Origin of the sequence: Paenibacillus sp. UMB4589-SE434 (assembly GCF_030226685.1) — a bacterium.
Taxonomy (GTDB): Bacteria; Bacillota; Bacilli; order Paenibacillales; family Paenibacillaceae; genus Paenibacillus_B.
Genome location: NZ_JASOYK010000009.1, coordinates 113,312 through 135,091, shown reverse-complemented (window position 1 = coordinate 135,091; position 21,780 = coordinate 113,312). Strand labels below are relative to the sequence as shown.

The 21,780-nt window shown below is 46.2% G+C and carries 12 protein-coding genes; 2 read left to right on the top strand and 10 right to left on the bottom strand.

Annotated elements, in window-relative coordinates:
• Positions 1–14: 14 nt before the first annotated feature.
• From QP775_RS22970 to QP775_RS22945, 6 genes are all read right to left on the bottom strand, one after another.
• Positions 15–5,507: a polymorphic toxin-type HINT domain-containing protein gene (locus QP775_RS22970; RefSeq protein WP_285109101.1), complete on the bottom strand. Its 5,493-nt coding sequence runs from the start codon at positions 5,505–5,507 to the stop codon at positions 15–17.
• Positions 5,508–5,548: 41 nt separating this feature from the next.
• The gene (locus tag QP775_RS22965; protein WP_285109100.1) at positions 5,549–6,715 is read right to left on the bottom strand and encodes a carbohydrate binding domain-containing protein; all 1,167 of its coding nucleotides are present in this window, start codon (positions 6,713–6,715) and stop codon (positions 5,549–5,551) included.
• A 324-nt stretch (positions 6,716–7,039) separates the two neighbouring features.
• Positions 7,040–12,886 (bottom strand): S-layer homology domain-containing protein, encoded by a 5,847-nt coding sequence (locus QP775_RS22960; protein ID WP_285109099.1) that lies wholly within the window; start codon positions 12,884–12,886, stop codon positions 7,040–7,042.
• Positions 12,887–13,129: 243 nt separating this feature from the next.
• On the bottom strand, positions 13,130–13,258 hold the full coding sequence (locus tag QP775_RS22955; RefSeq protein WP_275444781.1) for a hypothetical protein: 129 nt from the start codon (positions 13,256–13,258) through the stop codon (positions 13,130–13,132).
• Between the two features lie 118 nt (positions 13,259–13,376).
• Entirely contained in the window at positions 13,377–13,727 is a 351-nt protein-coding gene (locus QP775_RS22950) for a hypothetical protein (protein WP_239332627.1), read from the bottom strand.
• Between the two features lie 54 nt (positions 13,728–13,781).
• Entirely contained in the window at positions 13,782–14,081 is a 300-nt protein-coding gene (locus QP775_RS22945; RefSeq protein ID WP_239332625.1) for a hypothetical protein, read from the bottom strand.
• A 144-nt stretch (positions 14,082–14,225) separates the two neighbouring features.
• Between QP775_RS22945 and asnB the strand changes: the two genes are divergently transcribed.
• Positions 14,226–16,073, top strand: coding sequence for an asparagine synthase (glutamine-hydrolyzing) (gene asnB / locus QP775_RS22940; RefSeq protein WP_285109098.1), 1,848 nt, complete (start codon positions 14,226–14,228; stop codon positions 16,071–16,073).
• A gap of 767 nt (positions 16,074–16,840) precedes the next feature.
• On the opposite strand, the gene QP775_RS22935 is transcribed toward asnB, so the two are convergent.
• The 4 genes from QP775_RS22935 to QP775_RS22920 all read right to left on the bottom strand — a co-directional run bounded on the left by QP775_RS22935 (position 16,841) and on the right by QP775_RS22920 (position 20,932).
• On the bottom strand, positions 16,841–18,139 hold the full coding sequence (locus QP775_RS22935; protein WP_239332621.1) for a homocysteine synthase: 1,299 nt from the start codon (positions 18,137–18,139) through the stop codon (positions 16,841–16,843).
• A gap of 158 nt (positions 18,140–18,297) precedes the next feature.
• On the bottom strand, positions 18,298–18,948 hold the full coding sequence (locus QP775_RS22930; RefSeq protein WP_285109097.1) for an XTP/dITP diphosphatase: 651 nt from the start codon (positions 18,946–18,948) through the stop codon (positions 18,298–18,300).
• Between the two features lie 8 nt (positions 18,949–18,956).
• Complete coding sequence (gene rph / locus QP775_RS22925; protein ID WP_285109096.1) at positions 18,957–19,718, bottom strand: ribonuclease PH; 762 nt, start codon at positions 19,716–19,718, stop codon at positions 18,957–18,959.
• A 116-nt stretch (positions 19,719–19,834) separates the two neighbouring features.
• Complete coding sequence (locus tag QP775_RS22920) at positions 19,835–20,932, bottom strand: GerMN domain-containing protein (protein WP_285109095.1); 1,098 nt, start codon at positions 20,930–20,932, stop codon at positions 19,835–19,837.
• 211 nt (positions 20,933–21,143) lie between these two features.
• Between QP775_RS22920 and QP775_RS22915 the strand changes: the two genes are divergently transcribed.
• Positions 21,144–21,761: a phosphatidylglycerophosphatase A family protein gene (locus QP775_RS22915; RefSeq protein ID WP_343224482.1), complete on the top strand. Its 618-nt coding sequence runs from the start codon at positions 21,144–21,146 to the stop codon at positions 21,759–21,761.
• The last annotated feature ends 19 nt before the right edge of the window (positions 21,762–21,780 follow it).

Below are 21,780 nucleotides of genomic sequence, written 5' to 3'. Positions count from 1 at the left end.
GACACCTCCCATACTTATGGAGCTGACCAATGACCTGAACCTAAGAGCGCTTGTTGTTCAGGCGTCGCTACTCCATTTTGTCTCGCACTTACCGCATCCTGCCACTTTTTCATAGATGTCCATTGAGTATCGCCCGTCAAAATATGTTGTTGCTTTCTTGTTGTTTGGCTTCCTGGAGTTGTTCTTGTAACAACCCAAGTATTCCCTTGATCTGCAGGTGCACCAGGAGTTCTTGTATGCCAACGTGCTTCATACTTATAAGTTCCATCAGACCAATTATATTTTATTTGATCATACCCATTCTTAGCCTGTTCTACCTTAACAGCATTACCAGGGATCTTTATTGGACTTGAATCAATAAGATTTCCCGTCCCCTTAGGTGCTTTAAAAGAATTGAACTGATCCCTGATCAGCTTCTGATAGGCATCCGGAACTGGAACGTTCTTCGTGAGAAGATTACTTCCTCTACTCACATTACCAGGACTGCTATATATGGTGCTGGATGTTGTAGAACCAATTCCTCTGCCTCCTCCGCCCCCACCGCAGTTATGTGTCCAGATGCGCAAATCCGTTACAAAGTAATTGTGATATCCCTGTACTCTAAAATTATATACCTTTGTCGGTTCTTTTCGTACCGTGATGCTTTCAATCGGGTACTCCTGACCATCCCGATCTACCAGCTTATCGCCTACTGACAGATCTCCAGCTTCCACCCATCCTTTTCCTTCTATCCAGAATGGATGCTCTTTTGTCGTCGTAATCTTTTCTTGCTTCACTTCTATGTCATACACTTCGTCGGCTTTACGATTAAAGGTCTCTTCGACGGCTTTATACGCCGTCTCACCTGTTTCCTCGCTTTTTGCCAGTACCTTGTCACCGACTTTGATATCCTCAATGGCCTTTAAGCCCTCATCGGTTTGAATCTGGGTTCCTGCGGAAAAACATTGAAATGCACACTCCAACCGGTATTCTCCCGTTGGGTCCACACCATTTAACGGGTTGTTCTCCACATACGTATACCGATTCAGTGTGTCTGGCTCTTCGATCTTGCCCTGATTCTTATCCTCGCTTATAAAACGGCCCATGCTTGGGTCATACCAGCGCGCTCTTAAGTATTGCAGGTCTGATACCGAGTCCCAATACTCTCCCGCATATCCGAAAATGTTCGGGACTGTTTCTTTACTTTCCAGCGGCAGACCCCAAATATCGTAGCGATACTCATTTAACTTAGAGCCTTGATCGTCTGTCAGAGAAACAACGTCTCCATGCCCATTGAGCTGGTAATACTGTACCTTGCCGCTTGCAGCGTCCTGTCGACCAATAATCGCTCCATTGGTATCGTAAATGTACACATAGAGGATACGCGGCTTGCCATCTGCTTCAATCACAGCCTCAGCTACGATCCGTTTGTCCTCATTGTAATAGTAACGATGACGCGCGTTGGACACCGTACGCTCTACCATAAGCCCATCGCCGTTATAGCTGTAGCTCACTGTGCCTTTGGCTCCAATCGCCTTGGTCAACTGATTTTTCTGGTTGTACTCGTACTGGGCTTCCTGAATCGGCAGTTCGCGGCTGCTCTCCAATGTCAAGCGGTTGTAACGCCCGTCATACGTATAATGTTCATTAAACTCACTAGACGTCTTCACCTGATCCAGCGGCGTATAGCTGAACTGGGTGACATAGTTGTTCTCGTTCCGAGACATCACATTATCGTTTAGGTCGTACTCGTATTTGAATTGATTTAAGGACTGCGCTCCCTTATCGTACTGAATCTGGGACACCTTGTCGTTCTCATACTGCATGTTGGCCGCAAATGCCCCTGCCACTTGACGCTTCGCTACAACCCCATTTTTCCAATAATCGTACTTCACAAGCTGAGTGCTTGGCATCTTCGCACCGCTAATATTCAAGTCCGTAATCTGGTTCCGATTGTTGTACAGACCACTTACCGTCAGGTTCACGCTGCTTCCCGGTTGCTTCACCACATAGCCTGTTTTCTTGTTCAGATCGTAGCTGTTTGTAAGCTGGACACCGTCTGGGTATTGAATCTCCGTCAAATAACCGGATTGCGGCTGATAGTTATAACTTGTCGTCCCCATCTGGTCGATCATACTCAAGCGCTTGCCTTCCGTATCATAGGTGTACTGCACAACCAGATCCGCTGTTGCAGAACGAAGCAGGTTGTTCATCGCATCAAATTGCTGCGTTGTCGCTGCGCCCGCTTTGTCCACATATTGAACGATGTTGCCATTGGCGTCGTACTGGTATTTCTCCACCTGACCTGTCCCGTTTGTCTCTGTGATCACTCTGCCCAGTTCGTCGTAAGCTTTAGTCACCGTCTGGCTGCCTGGCAATTGCAGCTTCGTCACGTTGCCAAACAGATCATAGGTGTATTGGGTCGTCTCTAGGCTGGCATCTGTTACCCCCGTTAACTCTCCTAACGGGTTATATGCATAAGTGGTCCGGTTGCTGTTGCCATCTGTAAGAGCGGTTATTTTACCGATTGAATTATACTCATTACGCAGCTCGGGCTTAAAGGTCTGCTCCTTCTTCACCCACACCTCTTCCGCCACAAGGCGCTGCAAGGGATCGTAACGCTTCAGCTTTTGGTTTGCTTCCGCATCTGTGTACAGTTCAGTAAGCTGTGCATCATCATACTGCACCGTCTCCGACGTCTGATCTGCATACGTGGTCTGCTTGAGGCGACCAAACGCATCATAGCTGTACCACGTCCGATTGCCATAGGCATCGTCCTGCCACAGCAGACGACTTGTACGCTCGTCATAGCCATACTTCACTTCGCCCAAGCCTTGTGTCTCGCTCACTTTGCGGCCAAGCGGATCAAACCAAACCTGTTGGACTTCACCTAACGTATTTTTAGCCATGATGTGGTTCGTGCTGTCGTTGTACACGTAGCTGGCCTGCGCTTGGTTCGGCATTGTAATAGATGTTGTGCGGCCTAAGCGGTCGTAGGTGTACGATGTGGTCTGATTAAGCCCATCCGTATACGCAAGCAATCGACCAGTCAACGGCTCGTACTGCGCTTTCTCCACTACTACGCTTTTCTGCCCATCGGCATTGGTCACTTCCACATCCTGCTGCGTAAGGAACGCATGCTGATACTCCGGCCCATACTGGTATCGGAATACGGTCGGCTTGCCGTTGTTATTGGCGATCACCTTCGTCACATTGCCAAAGCCGTCATACTCAAAGTTCGTGTGTCGCAGCAGTGGTCCACCCTCAGCATTGGCATATGTCTTCGACTCGATCACTGAACCTTGCCCATTCCGTACATACCGAGTCACGGACTGCTGGTTTGCATCGAACTTGGTTGTTACCGTTTGCGGCAAAGCAAAGGTTGGATCGTAAGTCGTGACGGTGTTGGCCCCCATACTGTTGGTCTCGCTCGTGATGTTGCCATCGCGATCATATTGGCGATTAACTGTCAGGGCTGGACTTTCAGCGCCACCGCTTCGCTTCTTGGTCACGATCTGGATCGGGTACGGGTTGCCACTGTTTTCGTCATACGCTTGCTGTGAGATGTGTTGTGAAGCTCCTGCTTCTTGGATCGTTTCCAGGTTAAAGAACTTCGGATTGCCATCATTCCATAGCTTTTTATATTTTACGGAGGTATTCATTTCTCCGTTCGATAATACCGTTCTATACTCTCCACTTTGATAAAAAGTATAGGGATCCGACTCATAACGGAATGTGTTTTTGTTACTTTCTACAACACGACCATCTGTGTACTCTGATACGTCTTTGCGTTCCACGATACGATATTGAAGTTGCTTTGTTCCACTACTTAGATTCCGTTCGAGTGAATCGTAACTGAATAAAGTCTTGGCCCCAGTTGGATGATGAATCTCCTTAATCAATGCATAATCGTTGCGTTGATTTGGCTTTAGATTATTAACAACAGAATATTTGGATTCTGCAAATTGATATGTGTAATAAGTTGTTCGCCCCGCTGTATCTTTGACTGACTCCAAATAGGAAAATTCGGCTTCAGGAATTCTTGAAATTGCATACTCCACATTATCTGTTCCATTGGACACCGTTAACTTACCATAAGTGTAACTTAGTGTTAACGTATTGCCCAATGGATCGCTCACCTGCTTTAGCAGAGAAGACTTATTCAAATGCGACTGTTCATATAGAAAGTGAATATAGTTTCCACTCAAATCTGAGATTTGGATCAGATCCCCTATTTTTGAGAAATAGTATGACAGTCCATTTTTATATTTTAAGACGTACGCAGATTCCTGCCATTTTACCTTCACGCTGGAATCCTCTTTGAAGACAACATCCTGCCATGGGTAGTTTACAATAGTATTTCCGTAGTCTACTTTGTACACGCCACCGTCAGGCATTCTAATATATTTTGAGTCCTTTCCTATCTGCAAGTAAGGAATATTCCACTCCCAGCCCTTCCCTAATCTAATACGGTCTTCCATAGGATTCGGTTTATTTACATTATCGTAAGCCCAACCTCGACCTGCGTATTCGAGTCCATTCAGAGTTCCTACCGGATATACATCTGCATGGTACAGATCCCCATAAGTTTCAAAATCAAAACCGTACCATATTTTGTTAGGATTAGAGAACTTTTCTTTGATTAATTCCTCTTTTGCATCATTTCTCCCACTTAGCTCACTTAACACGAAAGTTGGTACTTCAGCAGAGAAAGTCAGATACTTAAAATATTTGTTGCTTAGTTCCTGTTGGGTATGATATTCCATAGCATCTGTTGTTTTATTGCGCTTATAAATAAGGATACGTACCCCGGGAACAAAAAGCGTATTATAATAAAGCTTCTCTTCATAGTTTTTTTCATAGAACTCTGATGCATTGCTGTTATATGACCTTGTCAATTGAAAGGAAAGACCATTTCGACCCGGAATCCCGATATCTGTTGTTCTTAGGTTAAGAGATCCATCCTGCGTTGAAATGTCTTCAACGCCCGTGTTAACGCTAAAAGGAGCTTGATCTAACTTGACGTGCTGATTTATAACTCCTAATTGGTCATAGTCCCCTCCTAAACTGCGTGCTGACAATGCATAAACGGAACGAGTAACAGATTGGTCTCCATATACTGCATTTAGTACATTATCTTGACTGAGTGATAAATTTTCATTCTTTTGAAGCCCGTATTCTTCCAGTAATGGGTTCATACTATTTAATCCATACGTCACATCCGTCACCGCTGGCGGCTCATACAGCTTGCCTTTTCCAGGGAACAATTTCTCTAGCGTATCGAATAATTTCGTTACGTCTGAATTTTTGTCCAGTGCAGCAGCTATATCCTTTAAGTTGTAACCAGCATTCAGCATCTCAATAATGCTAGACGGTGACACCTTGTACTTTGCTGCTACGCTGTCAATGGTAAGCAACTCACTTTGTTGCTGTTCCAGTGCCGTGGCCGCTTGTTGAATGCTCAGAATCCCGGGTGATAGGATTTCCAAGCAGAGCGCCACCATAAGGAGCCATGATATCTTTTTCATCAAAATGTATCCCCTTTTCTAATAGTTAACTTAGAGCATATCTATTTCTCTTTTAACACAACAACATCGTCCACTATAAAGTCAGCACTACTTTCACCTTCTTTTGTATGTCTTTGCGTGTGCAAATGAATTCTAGCTGTAGCTGCATTATGGGGAACAACAAAACTTTCAGATACTTTTTTCCAATTGGATACCGTGTTGATACTGATAGGTGTAGATGAACCAACTAGGTTATAACTGTCGTCGAAATAATGAATGGCAATCATTACATCCGCATTTTGAATCTGATTGACCTTCATCTGTGCTGACAAGTAGTACGTTTCCTTAGGCACAACCTTTATGTTTTGATACACATTCATTCCACCCTTGAGCATCGATTGTGCAGTTATCCTTTGGGAGGATTCCCCTGAATATGGAGTTGAGTTATCTACCACATAGCGGCCGATTGTATCTTCTGCTTGCCACGGTTCCCACCCCGAAGCAACATTCTGATCTCGAAAGTACTCAAAACTATGATTAAAAATGAAACTACGAGGCTTTTCTTTCTGAAAGACTACTTCATCGATTGTAAAATCGGCCTTACTATCTCCATAATTTGATTGTTTTTGCGCATGAAAATGAACTCGTGCTCTGACTGCCCCGTCCGGTATTACAACATTTCCACTTATACCGGTCCAACTCATTATTTTGCTTAATCTAGCGGGTTCAGCTGAACCAACTAAGTTATATTTGTCATCAAAATAATGAATTACAATCGTTACATCTGCATTTTGAATCTGATCCACCTTCATCTGCGCTGACAAATAATACGTACCCTTAGGCACAACTCGTATATCTTGGTAAACATTCATTCCACCCTCAGGTATAGATTGAGCTGCAATACGCTGTGAGGCATGTCCCGCAAATGGACTCGTGGTGTCCAGCACATAACTGCCTGTTACATCAGTGGACTTCCAATAGCCCCAATGGTCCGCAATTTGACCATCCCCCTTGGATTCAAACCCCTGATTTACATGCAAGTTTGCATCCTTCACTACTTTCTGAAGTCCCCCTTGCTGGTTGTAAACATACTTGAAGGAATGTCCGTATTCATTCACCTGTATGAGCCTGTTGTTTGCATCATAATAATAGCTGTTGGCATCTGCAAGTACAGGTAGAGAACACAAGATGAAACCTAACAAAAACAACAACAAAACACGTAGTTTCAACATTTTATACTCCTTTACCACAACCACTTGGGATTTAATGGAATTTAATTTCTTTATCCTTTTAGGTTACTTGTTTTTGGAAATAATGTCCTTGATTTTTTTGTAAATTAAGCTATTCATGAAGATTTGAGGCTAAAAAGTGTCAGTAGGGAGTGTCTGGTATGTGTGTGCACTATACGCACGGTGTAAGTAGTCACGTTATAGATCATCTGAATGCAACTAGGAACATATATTAGACTATTAATAACAAAAAACGAGCATGGAGAGGCAATTTTTACGACAAATGTCGCTGCCTCTTCCATACTCGTTATCTTACATTTCCTGCTATAAATTCAACCACTGCATCAAAAGCTTAGTCACTTCTGCTCTTGTCATTGCCCCTTGCGGCATAAAGCGATTGCCTTCACGCCCTTGCACAAGCTGCAGCGACTGCGCGCTCTGCAAAGCTGACTGCGCCCAAGTGGCGACGGTTGCCTTGTCTGCAAAGGTAAGTGCAGATGTGCCTGCATCGTGACCAGCAAGCTTTATCGCACGCATCAGCATGACGATGGCTTCTTCACGTGTAACACGGTCATTCGGACGGAACTGCTTGCCGTCCCCTTTCACAATGTTCATGCTGGCTGCTGCGGACACAGCTTCCGCATACCAAGCACCGGTAGCGACGTCTTGGAAGCTTGCTGCAGAATGGCTTCCAGCCTTCACCAAGCTAGCTGTTCCATACACTCGCTCCAGCATTCTCACGATCATCGATGCGAACTCAGCCCGAGTTACCGCTGCATTCGGCTTAAATTGCGTCTCGGTCTGCCCGTTTACAAGACCGAGTGCCGACGAAGCTTCAATATACGCTTGCCCCCAATGCCCGCTGACATCTGTAAAAGCAGGCTTTGGCATCAAGGCAGCCAACATCACGTTGCCCGCAGTCAACGCTACTTGAACCCCATTGTCTGTTGACTCAGCTCTGACTGCCTTTGTATTCGCTCCAGCAGGCTGAACATACCACGTTCCCTGTTGTGGCTTGGCTGCCAAGTTCACAGTAATTCCTTGAACAGATGCAGGAATGGACTCCGTCTTGCCTTTTATGTCCACGGCAAGGCTAACACGCAGCGCTTGCCCTGTCCAAGTCAAGCCTGATGCTGCCCACGACTTCGCGTAAGCCGCCAACTGCTGGCGTGTAAAGGCTGACTGCCCCGTAATAACCAGCTTATCCGCGCCCTCAGGCAGATTACGTACAACTGCAAGCGGCAGTGTCACTGTATATGTGCCAAGCTTCAAGCGCAGGGTAGATTCTTGCTTCACGGCTTCCCGCATAATCTCCCTATTTAAAGCCGCCTTCCAGTCTGCAGCTAATGCCTGATTAGGCTTCATCTCAATCGTTACCGATTGCTTAGGATGTGACTTCAATCCATCCAGTACTATTGTTGTTGTGCCGGGGCTTAGTCCCCATACACCGCTCGCATCCAAAACAGCAGGCGCCGATATGACGAAATCGCCGTCAGGGATAGACGGCTTATCCTTCCCGCCATTGTTCCCATTTACGCTGCCACCATTACCATTACCGTTGCTGCCGCTGCTTCCATTATCCTCCGTTTGACCTAACAACCATACCGGGGACCGCGCTGTTCCACCAAATGCATCTGCTGCAACGGCATACCACGCGTATTTTCCGTTATTCGATAAACCGTCCCATGTCACGGAAGCCTTGCCACCGCTAATGACATTATCTACGGCCCCGATTAGATGCTTGGAATAAATATCGGCCCGGATCATATCTGTCTCAACCCGCTTCAACTTCGGTTCAATGTTCCAATCGATTGCAAATTCGTCTTTTCCCGGATGATCCTTGGGATCATAATAATTAAATTTGTCCTTGTAAGGCGAATAGGTCTTCATGTCAATTCGCTCGATCCGCTTGCCATCAGGCGAAGCCTTAAATTCCAGCAAACGCATGTAACCTTCGCCACCCTCAGGTCCGCCTTGATAATCGGCAAGCATTTGGTATACCTTACGGTCCGGCTTACCATCTCCATTATCATCAATCGCATCGATCTTCGTCTCCGCATCATGATAATGCCCGCTTAACACCCCAATGACGTTGGCGTTTTTCTTAACGACTTGATCATAAATCTTATTGGCAATAGGTCCCCGCTCGCCGGACACGAGCAAATACTCATGAAAATTAAGAATAGCCTGCCGATCTGGATATTGAGCAAGCACCTCATTCATCCATTTGATCTCATTTTCATATATGCCCCAGCCCATGTATACCATGATGAAATCAATGCCGTCCACCGAGATCAAATCGTAGTGACCTCGATTGTCCTTGTAAGACTCCCCATAAAAAGGCTTGTCCTTAAAACGTTTTTCTCCAAAATATTTACTGAAATCCGTATAGTTCTCGTCCTTATGATTCACATCATGGTTGCCTGCAAGCACGCCGTATGGCACTTCTGCCTGCTCCAACACTTTCATATACGTATCTGCACGTTCCCATTGCTCCACTTTGTCCATCTCATCTACCACATCACCGGTATGGAACACATAACGAATGTTCTTCTTGTCTTTGTTCGCCGCGATCCAGTCCACTTCAGACTTGTAAATGTGCGGATAAGACTCTGCATAATATTGCGTATCGGACATCCACACCAACGTAAAGTCCTTCACACTAGCTGCATCTGCAGCAGGTGCTACTTCATCCTGAACGATCACAGATACTTTACGTTCCTTATTTATATAAGCATCAACAACGGCTTGACCCGTAAGTGAAAACAAATCGGTTCCTGCAACTGCCGTTGTCAGCGCATCCCATTTGCCCGCTTGCACATTCCATGCATACATCGTTACTTTTCGGCCTGGAAGAGACTTGCCTTTCCATTCCACACTAAGTTCATCCGTCGGTTTCACACGGCTGTCCACACTTAGCTCATAACGCTGATACGGGAATTGATTCCAAGAATCATGTCGTACCGACTGGTTGTCTAGCTTGGCAAGCGCCTGAAGCTGTTGTGCAGTAAGCTGCTGTTCATTGGGCAGCTTCGCAAGTAACGGCGGCTCTACATCACTTGCCGCCTGGTACACTTTCATCGTAGAAGTGTCAGTTGGCGTAAACGTAAACCCTTCATAGAACTTCACGTTTAACGGATCATTTGTAGGGTCCTTGACCTCAACCGTTAACGTACCATTTGTGCGTAAGGAATGAATAAGACTGGATACAAGCTTCGGAATATCCGGCAACTCAGCCTGCACACGAAGCTCAGAAGCTCGCTCTGTTACGTTGCCTGCACGATCTACAGCTTTAACGATAAGCTGATGCTTGCCTGGGGGCAGCAATACCGAGCTAAGCTCAAGCGGAAGCTGTACAGGCTTGTCGTCCAACACAGCCGTAACCGATTCAATACCAGACAAGGCATCAGCAGCTTCTGCTTGAACTGTTAACTTGCCCTTTACCACCTGCTGCGGTGTAACATTCAGCTTCAGTTCAGGCGCTGTATTGTCCACAACGACGTTAATCTCCCGACTATCGCCATTGGACTCGACTGCTTTTAGCGTGTGCTTACCATCTGCTATAGTAGTCGTTTTCCACGTGTAACCCAACCCGTTATATTTTTTGTCCGGAATGGCAAATTGGAAATCGTGCTGCTTCTTCATCCCGTTGCTGTCACCGATATCCCATTCCTTCGTCGAATCCTTATAATTCGCATCCCGAATAATCGTTCCATCTGCGAGTACAAGGCGTATGTTACGAATATTAAAGTCATCCAGATTGTCTGATTCGTCAAAAGTGCCTGCCTTAGATCCCGCACGAATCGTAATCGGCACCGCATTGCCATATGACAGCTTGTCCGCATCAATCGGCACCGTCAACGTCGTCCAGCCATTAATCGAATCATCAAATACATGAATAATCTCATTTTGAAAGACAACGCCGTTCTGGAAGAAAATATTAGTCTTGTTCACATCAAAGGAAAACAGCACTTTCTGCTCCATAGCAGGCTGCAAAGCGTTTCCAGCAATAGGTTTGCCGTCAATTGACACCTGCAAGGTATCTGTACGCTCATTGCCTGATGCAGCCTTGATCCATTTGTCACCTCTAATGAATTGACCTTCCTTAACGTTAAAACGTACCCCCTGCTGCTGCGACGATTGAATCGGAATTCGAATATCCGACAGGCGAATCGTCTGCGTTCCGTCTGAAGCTTCAGCATACAGTTCCAATGCCGCATGTCCCATCAATTCTGAAGCAGCTAACGTATAGGACAGTTCTTTTGCGGCATTAACCAAATGAATATTACGCTCTTCAAATGGCTTCGTCGCATCCGTGCGGTAGTACAGCTTTAACGTCTTCACGTCCGTGTTGTCCACAGCGTCAAATACAAGCTTCAAATCCTTCGTATCTTCCGCTATCGCAGGTATTTCCCGCAGCTTCACTTGTGGTGGAACCGTATCAACTGGCACATGAAAGAGCTGAGGCAGCTTCTGATAGGGAAAAAGGGTACCTGGCGTGCCTTTCTCGATTGCTGCACTTACCTTTTTCATATTTGGGAACGTCAACTCATTGTATTGATAGATAACAGCTCCATTTTCCAGCGTTCCGTCTACCGCAGGTGTTGTATCGTTATAGGTAGCAACAGATCTGTCCACACCGGTGTTAGTTGAAATAGATATCGCTCGATAGCTGCCGTTAGCCATTCCGTTATTGAACAAACGGAATAAATTAACGCCCTCAGTCAGATTTGAGCCATAGTTTGCATTAAAATCTGCAGCTGTCTTACTGCCGTTCTCGGCATTAATAATCCAAAATACGGCCGTCTGGCCAGCTGGAATCGTCACCGGAACCGTATGTCGCCACCACAAATCAGCCTCTGCACCTTCGTCAGGATAGCGATAACGGATCGTATAATCCTTCATATCAACTGGCTTATCCGTCGGATTATACAACTCGATAAACTCGTAGCCGTCCGCGCCACCTACGTTGGCCGAATTAGGAACCAATTCAGTGACCAGCAGCTCTGGCACATAGGCAGGCATGCCCACGGCAGTATCCATAACTGGAACCACAAACGACTGCGATTTGGCTTGCTGTCTGCCGTCTGTTGCTTCGAATGTATATTGCAATAAAGCAGCATCCTTCAAGTCACTTGCCGGAATTTCTGCGCCATAAACCACGTCCGTGACACTATTCATCGCCAGTTTAAGTGATTTGGTCATTTTATCCGTCTTATATTCTATGAACTGCATGCGACCAATCTGGCCACCCTTAACGATTGCCGTTATCGGAGCATTCGAACCTTTAACTACTTGTGCTGGAGGCGCATGCATAATCTGAATAGGTTCAACCACCGTCAGTTGGTCCGGCCGCACCGTTAAAGGCGAAGCACTGGACAAGCCCTGCTTAATCATGGAGCTGCCTGTGCTAGGTGCAACATAATGGATGCCTTGGTCAGCTTTTACGTCAGACACATCATAGGCAGCAGTAACAATTGGTCGAACTACGTTCGTGTCTTGACTATCAGTCAATAGCAACGCACGAGGTTTACTGTTGGACATCCCGCCCCATTTTAATTCGATAATCAGACGATCATCTACATTAAGCTTATAAAATTGTTTAAACCGATCTACTGGCTCATTAAGATTATCCGTATTTTTAGACCAAATGACAAAGGATTCTCCTGGTTGAATGACTCTATCCGGCAGTGAATATTTAAGGTCAGCATCTCCCGAATCAAGATATCGATAAACTAACTTATAATCTTTCGTGTTTAACATATGGCCTGAATTATTATACACTTCTATGAACTCATAGCCATCCGAACCCCCGATATTAGTAGTGTCAGGAATCATTTCAGTAATCAATAACGATGGTCCTAATCCTGTTAAGGCCATATTTGGCAAGGCTGCTGGCTGCTGGCCTCCTTGCTGTTGTGCAGCTTGACCATTTGGTTGTTGAACATTCCCCGTTGATAAAACTCCCGCATCCAAAGATGTGCTCGTAACGTTGTTCCCTTGTACGAATCCGCGATCTGCCTGTGAGATCACCTGCTGATCCGCAGCCGCCGGCTCTACTTCACCTGCTGCCATGACAGGCAACGATACCGCCTGCCATAATAGCGCCGTTAAGGAGGACCATAGAATCAGTCTGTGACGCAGTGTTCGTTGCTGTTTGCTTCGTAGCATCGCTTCGCTCTCTCCTGTTCTCTATTCATTCGTATTGTAGTGATAAATACAATCGACTAAAGAACAGCGTAAAGAGTAATCATTCTGGTAATGTTAACCTCATATGTAACTATTGTAAAAGTTCGAAATTTGTCCACGAGAGGTGGACTATGTGCGGAGTTTGTCAATAAGTACTACAAGTTATACATTAAATTCATAGGATAATAAAAAAGCACGACCTGAGGCCGCGCTCTTCATCCTCATCTACTTGTTTCGGGTCGCCCATGGGTTTTTGCCTGCGGAATGTTTTGCATTTTTGGCAACAACCTCATTGGCATGCTTCTGTTGGTGGCTGTACTTATTACCTTTATTGTCTTTAAATTGTTCCGTCATTGTGATTCCTCCTTAAGTGATGATAAACGCGGTGTATTCCTTGCTGCGTGCAGATATATCGTCCGATGACTGATTGTTGCCCGCTTCAAGTGTTCATTACAATGGACAACTGCTTCGTTTAAGATCCTAAATGCTTCTCTAGATCACAACGGACCTCATCACACGATAATAAGTTGTCAAGAAATTGAGATTTGGCATTCCAGTCTAGACCAAAGTCTTGACTCACGAACATGCTGCTGTCTGCAGTTGACATGACCTGTGCCATGCCGGCGTCTGCTTCATAAGAAGTTACCGTGTTAGATTGACTTGGTAACGCCTGCACGATCTCAAAGCCGCCATTCGGAATCGCGGCCACGTAGACAGTCACATTCCCGATATTTTGCTCAAAGGGGACCACTTCAACTTCTGCCAGCATTCTGCCATTATGATCGACCGTTCTACGGAAAGACGCTTGCTGGATATCCATCATGAATTCATTGCCTCCTGACCTGTCATTTTGATCGCATACCGCATGAGCAGAAACTTATTTCCACATCCGTTTAATTTCTGCCTTGGTATGTTCTGTGCCCAACCTGTATATTTCTGTATACACGGCATTCAGATTGACCTGATATCTGGCATTAAGCGCCTCGTTGGACTGTGATGTAACCAGCATAAATCCGTCACGTAATACATCTGTCTCCGCATCACCGATCTCTCCTAATAAATAAGACATGTGCTCCACTTCTTCTGTGGTCGCTAAGATCTCCCAATGAGATGTTTCAACTGGCTCCGCTTGAATCGTTCTGTGTTGAATCGATACATAATACGATTGTCTGGCCATGGCACCCCCTCCTTTTTTATTAGCTTCTCCTGATGGACATACATCTTATGCCGTTTCCTGCATACCCATGTTATTATCTCGATCTACCGGCATCCCGGTTCATCGGTCTTCTGGAAGTAACGGATCGGAGAGGATGGACGATACATGTGTGGAATAACAGGTTGGATTGATTGGAAGCGGGAACTGACGGGACATACCGCTGTCATAGAGCAAATGACCGCTACGTTGGACGCACGCGGTCCAGACGCCAAAGGAACATGGGTCACGGAATCATGCGCGCTTGGTCATCGACGTCTATCTGTCATTGACCCTGTTAATGGCATGCAGCCGATGATTCGCAACCATGAAAGCGGAACGTACGCTGTCGTTTACAATGGCGAACTATACAATGCTTGGGAGCTGCGGCGAGAATTAGAAAGCCGCGGTTATTCGTTTCAGACGAATTGTGATACGGAAGTGCTGCTCGTCTCCTATATCGAATGGAGGGAGCAGTGCGTAGAGAAATTCAACGGCATATTTGCATTTGCGATCTGGCACGAACAGGAACAGAAGCTGTTTGTCGCCCGCGATCGGCTAGGCGTTAAGCCACTATTCTACAGCCGTGGAGAAGGCTGGTTTGCTTTTGGCTCTGAGCCGAAGTCACTGCTCCAGCACCCTTCGATTGAACCGGCCATTGGCGCCGAAGGCATCGCCGAAATCTTCCTCGTAGGCCCTGCACGTACACCCGGGCATGGTGTATACAGCACAATGTCAGAGCTGCGCCCAGGCCATAACTTAACTTACGATCGGAATGGCTTGCGTACAACGGCTTATTGGAAATTGCAAAGTGAACCGCACGAGTTGGATGCCGAAGCGACCGCTGCGGAAGTACGGGAACTGCTGATTGATACAGTTGAACGCCAGCTCGTATCTGACGTTCCCGTCGGCACACTGCTTTCGGGCGGACTGGATTCCAGCGCACTAACGGCTCTTACTGTTCAATATTATAACCGTCTTGGCCTTGGTCAAGTCGATACGTATTCGGTCGATTATGTCGACAACGACAAACATTTCAAGGCGCACAGCTTTCAGCCAAATGCTGATGCACCATGGATACACCGCATGGTGGAAGAACTGGGTACCAATCATCATTACGTTCAATTTGATACCCCAGAGCTTGTCAACTCGTTGGAGAAAGCTGTGCTTGTTCGTGATCTTCCAGGTATGACGGACATTGATGGATCACTCTATTTATTTTGCCGTGAAATCAAAAAAGGCGCCACGGTGGCGCTCTCCGGCGAAGCTGCTGACGAAGTATTCGGCGGGTACCCTTGGTTCCATCGCGCAGAAGCCTTAAACGCAAATACATTCCCATGGGCGCTTGCCGCTCCGCTGCGTAAAAGCTTGCTGAAGCCTGAAATAGCGGAGCTGATTAAAGCCGATCAATATGTCGCTGATCGATACGCTGATGCAATACAGGAGGTACCGCTGCTGACTGGCGAAGACGAGACAGCCCGTAAGATGCGGCGGATGTCGTATTTAAATATTACACGTTTCATGCCAACTTTACTGGATCGCAAAGATCGTATGAGTATGGGGGTCGGATTAGAAGTCCGTGTTCCCTATACGGATCATCGACTCGTGCAGTATGTATTTAATATTCCTTGGGAGATTAAAACTTACGGTAATCGGGAAAAAGGACTGCTGCGTAAAGCGCTGGAAGGTATTTTGCCGGATGATGTGCTGTATCGCAAAAAAAGTCCATATCCGAAAACACATAATCCGAGCTATCTGAATACGGTACGCAAACTGGCGTTGGAACGGCTTGACGACGCTGCTTCTCCCCTTCATCAATTTATAGATGAGTCACGAATCCGTGAAATTGCCGCGTCTGATGAAGCGAGCTCTAACTTACCCTGGTTTGGTCAGTTGATGTCGGGACCCCAATTGTTTGCATATTTGCTTCAGGTGGATTACTGGCTCCGTCATTATAACGTGAAGGTTACCTTGTAAATCGAAATATTACTCTAATTTCTTATGCATGAATTCATTTAAATCACTAACATTTCTACACTTCCAAGCAGGATAACGGCATTTTAGGCTTTATTTTGCCACATCCTCTTGTTCTTAAACCAATGTTTCACTTAAAATGTCCTTATTACAATCAAATTAAATAAATGTTTTAAATAGTGGACACTTTTAACACATCCTATATACAGGGTCAAGTTAGCATGCATGCACCATAATAGACACATACGTAATGCTTCACACTTAATAAATACTGCCTTTGTGTCCACCTTTGTGTGGACATTTTTGATTTCCATCCTCTCATTTCGTACGCATTTTCATATCGTACACAGATTGTTAGTTCCTTCATTCAAATAGGTATCCTTCCACTTCAATTCAAGCCCCATTTCATTTCAGTTAACATGCCAAACTTGTTATCAAAATCGGATATTTTTGTGGGGGATTAATCTTTTTACAATAACCATACATCTATAAATTAAAAAGGATACGCAGCTTTACACGCCTGCGTATCCTTTCCTCACCAAATGTGCAGCTATTATATTTAATACCTCTGTTACATAATTGTTAAAGAAATGACGGAGTAAATTAGTGCAGTTCGTCACACGACCCCAATTAAGAGACCGTTCACACATCCAATTGTGCTCTGATTCACGCTAAGTTAAAATTTGCCCGAATATGGTCCAGCCTGATTCAGTCGGCTCTGTCAGCAAGTAACACAAAATTACACTGACGCAAAGCTGGCTTTCAATCCATTAAGCTTGGCTGGCACGAATCGCTTGATCCAGATCATGTAAAATGTCTTGAATCGATTCTGTCCCGATGGACAAACGAATTAACCCAGGCAAGACACCTGCGGATACTTGCTCTAATTCATCCAGCTGTTGATGCGTCGTACTTGCCGGGTGAATAATAAGCGACTTCGAATCTCCAACATTTGCCAAGTGGGAGAACAGCTTGACGTTCTCAATTACTTTACGGCCCGCTTCTACACCACCCTTAATCTCGAAGGACAGAATAGCCCCTTGACCTTTCGGCAAATACTTCTGTGCCAGCTCATAGGAGCCATGGCTTGGAAGACCGGAGTAGCTGACCGAAGCAACCGCTTCATGCTGCTCCAGAAACTCGGCTACTTGCAAAGCATTCTGACTGTGCCGCTCCATCCGTAAATGCAGCGTCTCCAACCCTTGAAGAAGCATAAAGGCATTAAATGGCGATAACGTCGCTCCCATATCTCGAAGCAACTGCACGCGTGCCTTAATAATGTAAGCAATCGGGCCTACGGCTTCTGTATAGACAACGCCATGATAGCTTGGATCAGGTTCTGTCAAACCAGGGAACTTGTCACTGGCACTCCAGTCAAACTTACCGCCGTCAACGATAATACCGCCGATGGACGTACCATGGCCACCAATAAATTTAGTTGCCGAATGAACAACAATATCTGCACCATGCTCAAGTGGACGAAGCAGGAACGGACTTGGGAACGTGTTGTCTACAATCAGCGGCAGGCCATTCTCATGCGCAATACTGGCAACGGCCTCAATATCGAGTACATCACCCTTTGGATTGCCTACTGTCTCGGCATACAATGCTTTTGTCTGCGGAGTGATGGCTTTGCGGAAGTTCTCCGGATCAGACGGGTCTACAAAGTGCACCTTGATGCCCAGCTTCGCAAGCGTCGTAGAGAACAAGTTATACGTACCACCGTACAATGTGGAGGCAGAGACGATTTCATCACCGGCACCAGCAATGTTCAGAATCGCGTATGTGATGGCTGCTTGACCAGATGCTGTAGCCAGCCCGGCTGCACCGCCTTCAAGTGCTGCTACCCGCTTCTCAAACACATCTGTCGTTGGGTTCATCAGACGTGTATAAATATTGCCGAATTCCTTAAGCGCAAACAAATTCGCTGCGTGGTCCGCATCGCGGAATGTATACGAGGTGGTCTGGTACAAAGGAACCGCACGCGACAGCGTTGTCGGATCCACTTCTTGGCCTGCATGAACGGCCAATGTCTCAATGCCATACTGCTGATTCTGACTCTCACTCATCGTTCTAAGCCTCCAATCCATATTTAGCCGATCTGGTTACTGTAGGATACATATGAGAAAAGGCACCTTCACATACCATTGCAAAGGTGCCTACTTTCTTCTACGATAACTGAACCCTGTTCGATTGTCCAGCACTATTTTGGAATATATTATGAAGCTTAAATGATCGACAGCCGTTGTCGCAATAGCCTCAAAGCTTCACCGCGATGACTGATGCGCTGCTTCTCTTCCGTCGTTAATTCGGCCATCGTCCGATCATAAGACGGAATATAGAACAGCGGATCATAGCCAAAGCCATTCGATCCACGCGGATGGTCCGTAATGTAACCATCTGACGTTCCAACAGCTTCATAAGCCTGCTTCTTCGCCGGATCGTACAGCACAAGCGCACAGACGAACTGCGCGGGGCTAAGCCACTTCTCGTGTACCCGCTCCGATTGGCTGATCTTCGTTGTATCACAGTCCGGCAGTGCTTGTAAAGCAGCAAGCAGCTTGGCATTGTTGGCGTCATCGTTCCCGTGTTCCCCTGCATAACGGGCGGAATAGACACCCGGCTCTCCATTCAACCGTCCAACGCATAACCCAGAGTCATCCGCCAATACGGGAATGTTCAGCTTCTCAGCAACCGTTTTTGCTTTTTTCAGCGCATTCTCCAAGAACGTCTCGCCATCCTCTTCCACATCGGGGATATTAGGATAGTCAGACAAGCTCTTAACAGTTAGTCCCAACGAAGAAAAAGCGTGCGTAAACTCACGGACTTTACCTGCATTGCGTGTTGCCACAATAATCGTATCTCCCACGATAGGCATCTCTGATGTTACGCCTCCTTGCTTGCGTTAGCTTGGGCATCAATCTTGCCTGCGATGTCACCAAGTGCTTCACGCTGCAATTCAATCAGCTTCATGATGCCGTGTTCCGCAAGCTCCAACAATTGATTCAGCTCTTGGCGGGAGAACGGGCTTTCTTCGCCTGTGCCTTGTACTTCAACAAACTTCCCGTTGCCGGTCATTACCACGTTCATATCTACTTTAGCGGACGAATCCTCTTCGTAGTTCAAATCACACTTAGGTTCTCCCTGCACAACGCCTACGCTGACCGAAGCCAGGAAGTCGTTAATCGGAAATTTAGACAGCGAATGCTGCTGGCTAATCTTATGTATTGCCATGGCCATGGCAATGAACGCCCCAGTGATGGATGTTGTCCGCGTGCCTCCATCTGCTTGCAGAACATCACAATCCAGCGTGATTGTACGCTCTCCAAGTGCGTGCAGATCCACAACCGAGCGCAGTGCACGCCCGATTAGTCGTTGAATTTCCATCGTGCGTCCTGTTAGCTTTCCACGCGCTGCTTCACGCTGATTGCGCGTCTGTGTTGCACGCGGCAGCATCGAGTACTCGGCTGTAATCCAGCCTTTGCCTTGGCCTTTCATAAATGGAGGAACTCGTTCTTCCACGCTAGCGGTACACAACACTTTCGTGTCGCCCACTTCAATTAATACGGAGCCTTCCGCATACTTGTTCGTATTGGTCTGAATTGTAATAGGACGGAGATCTTCCGCCTTGCGTCCGTTGCTTCTCATGTATGTGCCTCCTAGAAATGCTCCTGAATCCGTTTAAAAAGTAACATCCCCTATTCTACCAAAGTCCCAAGCGAAAATCATCTTCGAACGTATAGAGGTTATGTGAACAAACCAGCTCAGCCTTTCCACATCGGATTTACGATCGGCCTCGTGACTGGCTTCGAATAGTCTTTGTTGTCCGTTCCCTGAATATCCGCTGCACCGTTCATACGAATTTGAACTTTCCCCACATTAGGCAGCTCTGTTAATGACAGTACTACTGATTTTAGAAGATCGGCAGGAACTTTATCGCCCTTCTCAAACATGGAATCAACCAGATCAACCGTCACGGTATCCTTGGTATGTTCGATATTTTTTATTTTTGTCGCCTCAGTAGCTACCATAGACATCGCCTTTTTGTCTTGTGGTCCTTGAATAATCTGCTGAAGCGCAGCTTCTACAGGGTTCTCTGACGGTTCAATCAGACGTGTTACGGGAATGTAGTATGATTTTCCATCCTCTGTGAGTGAAGTGAAATATAACATAACAGGCATCGATTTTAAGTAATTGACGCTTTCACCCTTCTCCAGATTAATGCCTAAACTGCGTGTGATGTGCGTATCTACTGGAGTACGATCAACAGGCATCTCTGTCAGCTTCTTCGAATTCATCCACAATTGCACTTCCTTGACATTAGGCAAGGACGTTAAAGTCCAAGTAATGGATTCCAAAATGGAACGTTCCTGAGCGGCCTCGTAATTTTTGAACTCATCCGAGAACTCCACAACAGCCAGCTTCTGCTCTGGCTTTAACGACATATTAGTAATTCGTGTGCCTTTAGGAAGTGTTGTCTTAAAACCTGCTGGCAGCTTGTTGGCATATACGCCGCCATCAATCAGCATTTCCAGCGCAGTCTTAGCCAGTGCAGTCTCATCTTTAGCCTGCCAGTGATAGGCGATCGGTGCCAAATATCCATGACGATCCTTTAAATATACGAACATATTTGCCTGTGCAGCTGCATCGTCTGTCAGTTGGCCTGTACTGTTCACATCCGTGACAGCCTGTCCCTCCGCTTGACGCAGCATCTGGGTTTCTACATCAGGGGGCGGGGCGTCGATTGCACCTTCACCTCCGCATGCTGCTAGACCCGTGGATAATATAAGCGTGCACGCAAGCACTCCTAAGCGGCGGCGGAACGTGTTCGTGTGTGGCGTAAGCAGTTTCGAATTATTCATCTGTTACTAATGCCTCCTTGACCTGTAGTGATGCGTGTTCGCAAGCGAACCAAGCTTGTCTTCGCACCCATTTGTCCTATGTATACGAAGGGATAAGCTTATTCATGACGAGATTTGCAATTTTTGTTGCGCTCGTGCATGCTAAAGAAGTACACCAATCAGCGCGATAGATGTGGATGCTAATAATGAGGTGAAATGTATGAGTGAACAGATGAAGCTGGACAAGCACAACTTGTCAAACGATTTGTTAGACAAAGACAAGGCAGCGATAGAAAAGAAGCCTTACACCCTGAACAGCGAGAAAGTGGAAGCCGAGACGCGTGCATGGCTGAAAAAACGTGGGGTCACAACTGATCAGATTGCCGAATTGGTTCTGTTCTTGCAGCACAAATATTTCCCGGAGCTAACACTCGATTATTGCAAATATAGCGTGGAGCAAGTGTTGTTGAAGCGCGAAGTGCAAAATGCCATTCTGACAGGCATTCAATTGGATGTACTGGCAGAGGAAGGCAAGCTGATTCCAGCCTTGCAGGAAATGGTTGAAAATGATGAAGGATTGTATGGCGTTGATGAGATCGTTGCCTTGTCGATCGTTAACGTATATGGGAGTATTGGCTTTACCAATTTTGGCTATGTGGACAAGATGAAGCCAGGTATACTTGAGCGTTTAAACGATAAGAGCAGCGGGGAAATACATACTTTCTTAGATGATATTGTTGGTGCAATCGCAGCAGCCGCAAGCAGTCGAATTGCCCACCGCAAGCAAGCCGAACGAGAAGAAGATATGGTGAAAATGCGCGCTCTTCAACAAGCAGAAGCGGAGAAGTAGATCGCGCATCGCCTTAAGC

Excerpts from the sequence above, each read along its gene's own strand:
- QP775_RS22960 (WP_285109099.1), bottom strand. The coding sequence starts at position 12,886 with ATGCTACGAAGCAAACAGCAACGAACACTGCGTCACAGACTGATTCTA.
- QP775_RS22950 (WP_239332627.1), bottom strand. The coding sequence starts at position 13,727 with ATGATGGATATCCAGCAAGCGTCTTTCCGTAGAACGGTCGATCATAAT.
- QP775_RS22935 (WP_239332621.1), bottom strand. The coding sequence starts at position 18,139 with ATGAGTGAGAGTCAGAATCAGCAGTATGGCATTGAGACATTGGCCGTT.
- QP775_RS22930 (WP_285109097.1), bottom strand. The coding sequence starts at position 18,948 with ATGCCTATCGTGGGAGATACGATTATTGTGGCAACACGCAATGCAGGT.
- QP775_RS22915 (WP_343224482.1), top strand. The coding sequence starts at position 21,144 with ATGAAGCTGGACAAGCACAACTTGTCAAACGATTTGTTAGACAAAGAC.
- rph (WP_285109096.1), bottom strand. The coding sequence starts at position 19,718 with ATGAGAAGCAACGGACGCAAGGCGGAAGATCTCCGTCCTATTACAATT.
- asnB (WP_285109098.1), top strand. The coding sequence starts at position 14,226 with ATGTGTGGAATAACAGGTTGGATTGATTGGAAGCGGGAACTGACGGGA.
- QP775_RS22955 (WP_275444781.1), bottom strand. The coding sequence starts at position 13,258 with ATGACGGAACAATTTAAAGACAATAAAGGTAATAAGTACAGCCACCAA.
- QP775_RS22920 (WP_285109095.1), bottom strand. The coding sequence starts at position 20,932 with ATGAATAATTCGAAACTGCTTACGCCACACACGAACACGTTCCGCCGC.
- QP775_RS22970 (WP_285109101.1), bottom strand. The coding sequence starts at position 5,507 with ATGAAAAAGATATCATGGCTCCTTATGGTGGCGCTCTGCTTGGAAATC.
- QP775_RS22945 (WP_239332625.1), bottom strand. The coding sequence starts at position 14,081 with ATGGCCAGACAATCGTATTATGTATCGATTCAACACAGAACGATTCAA.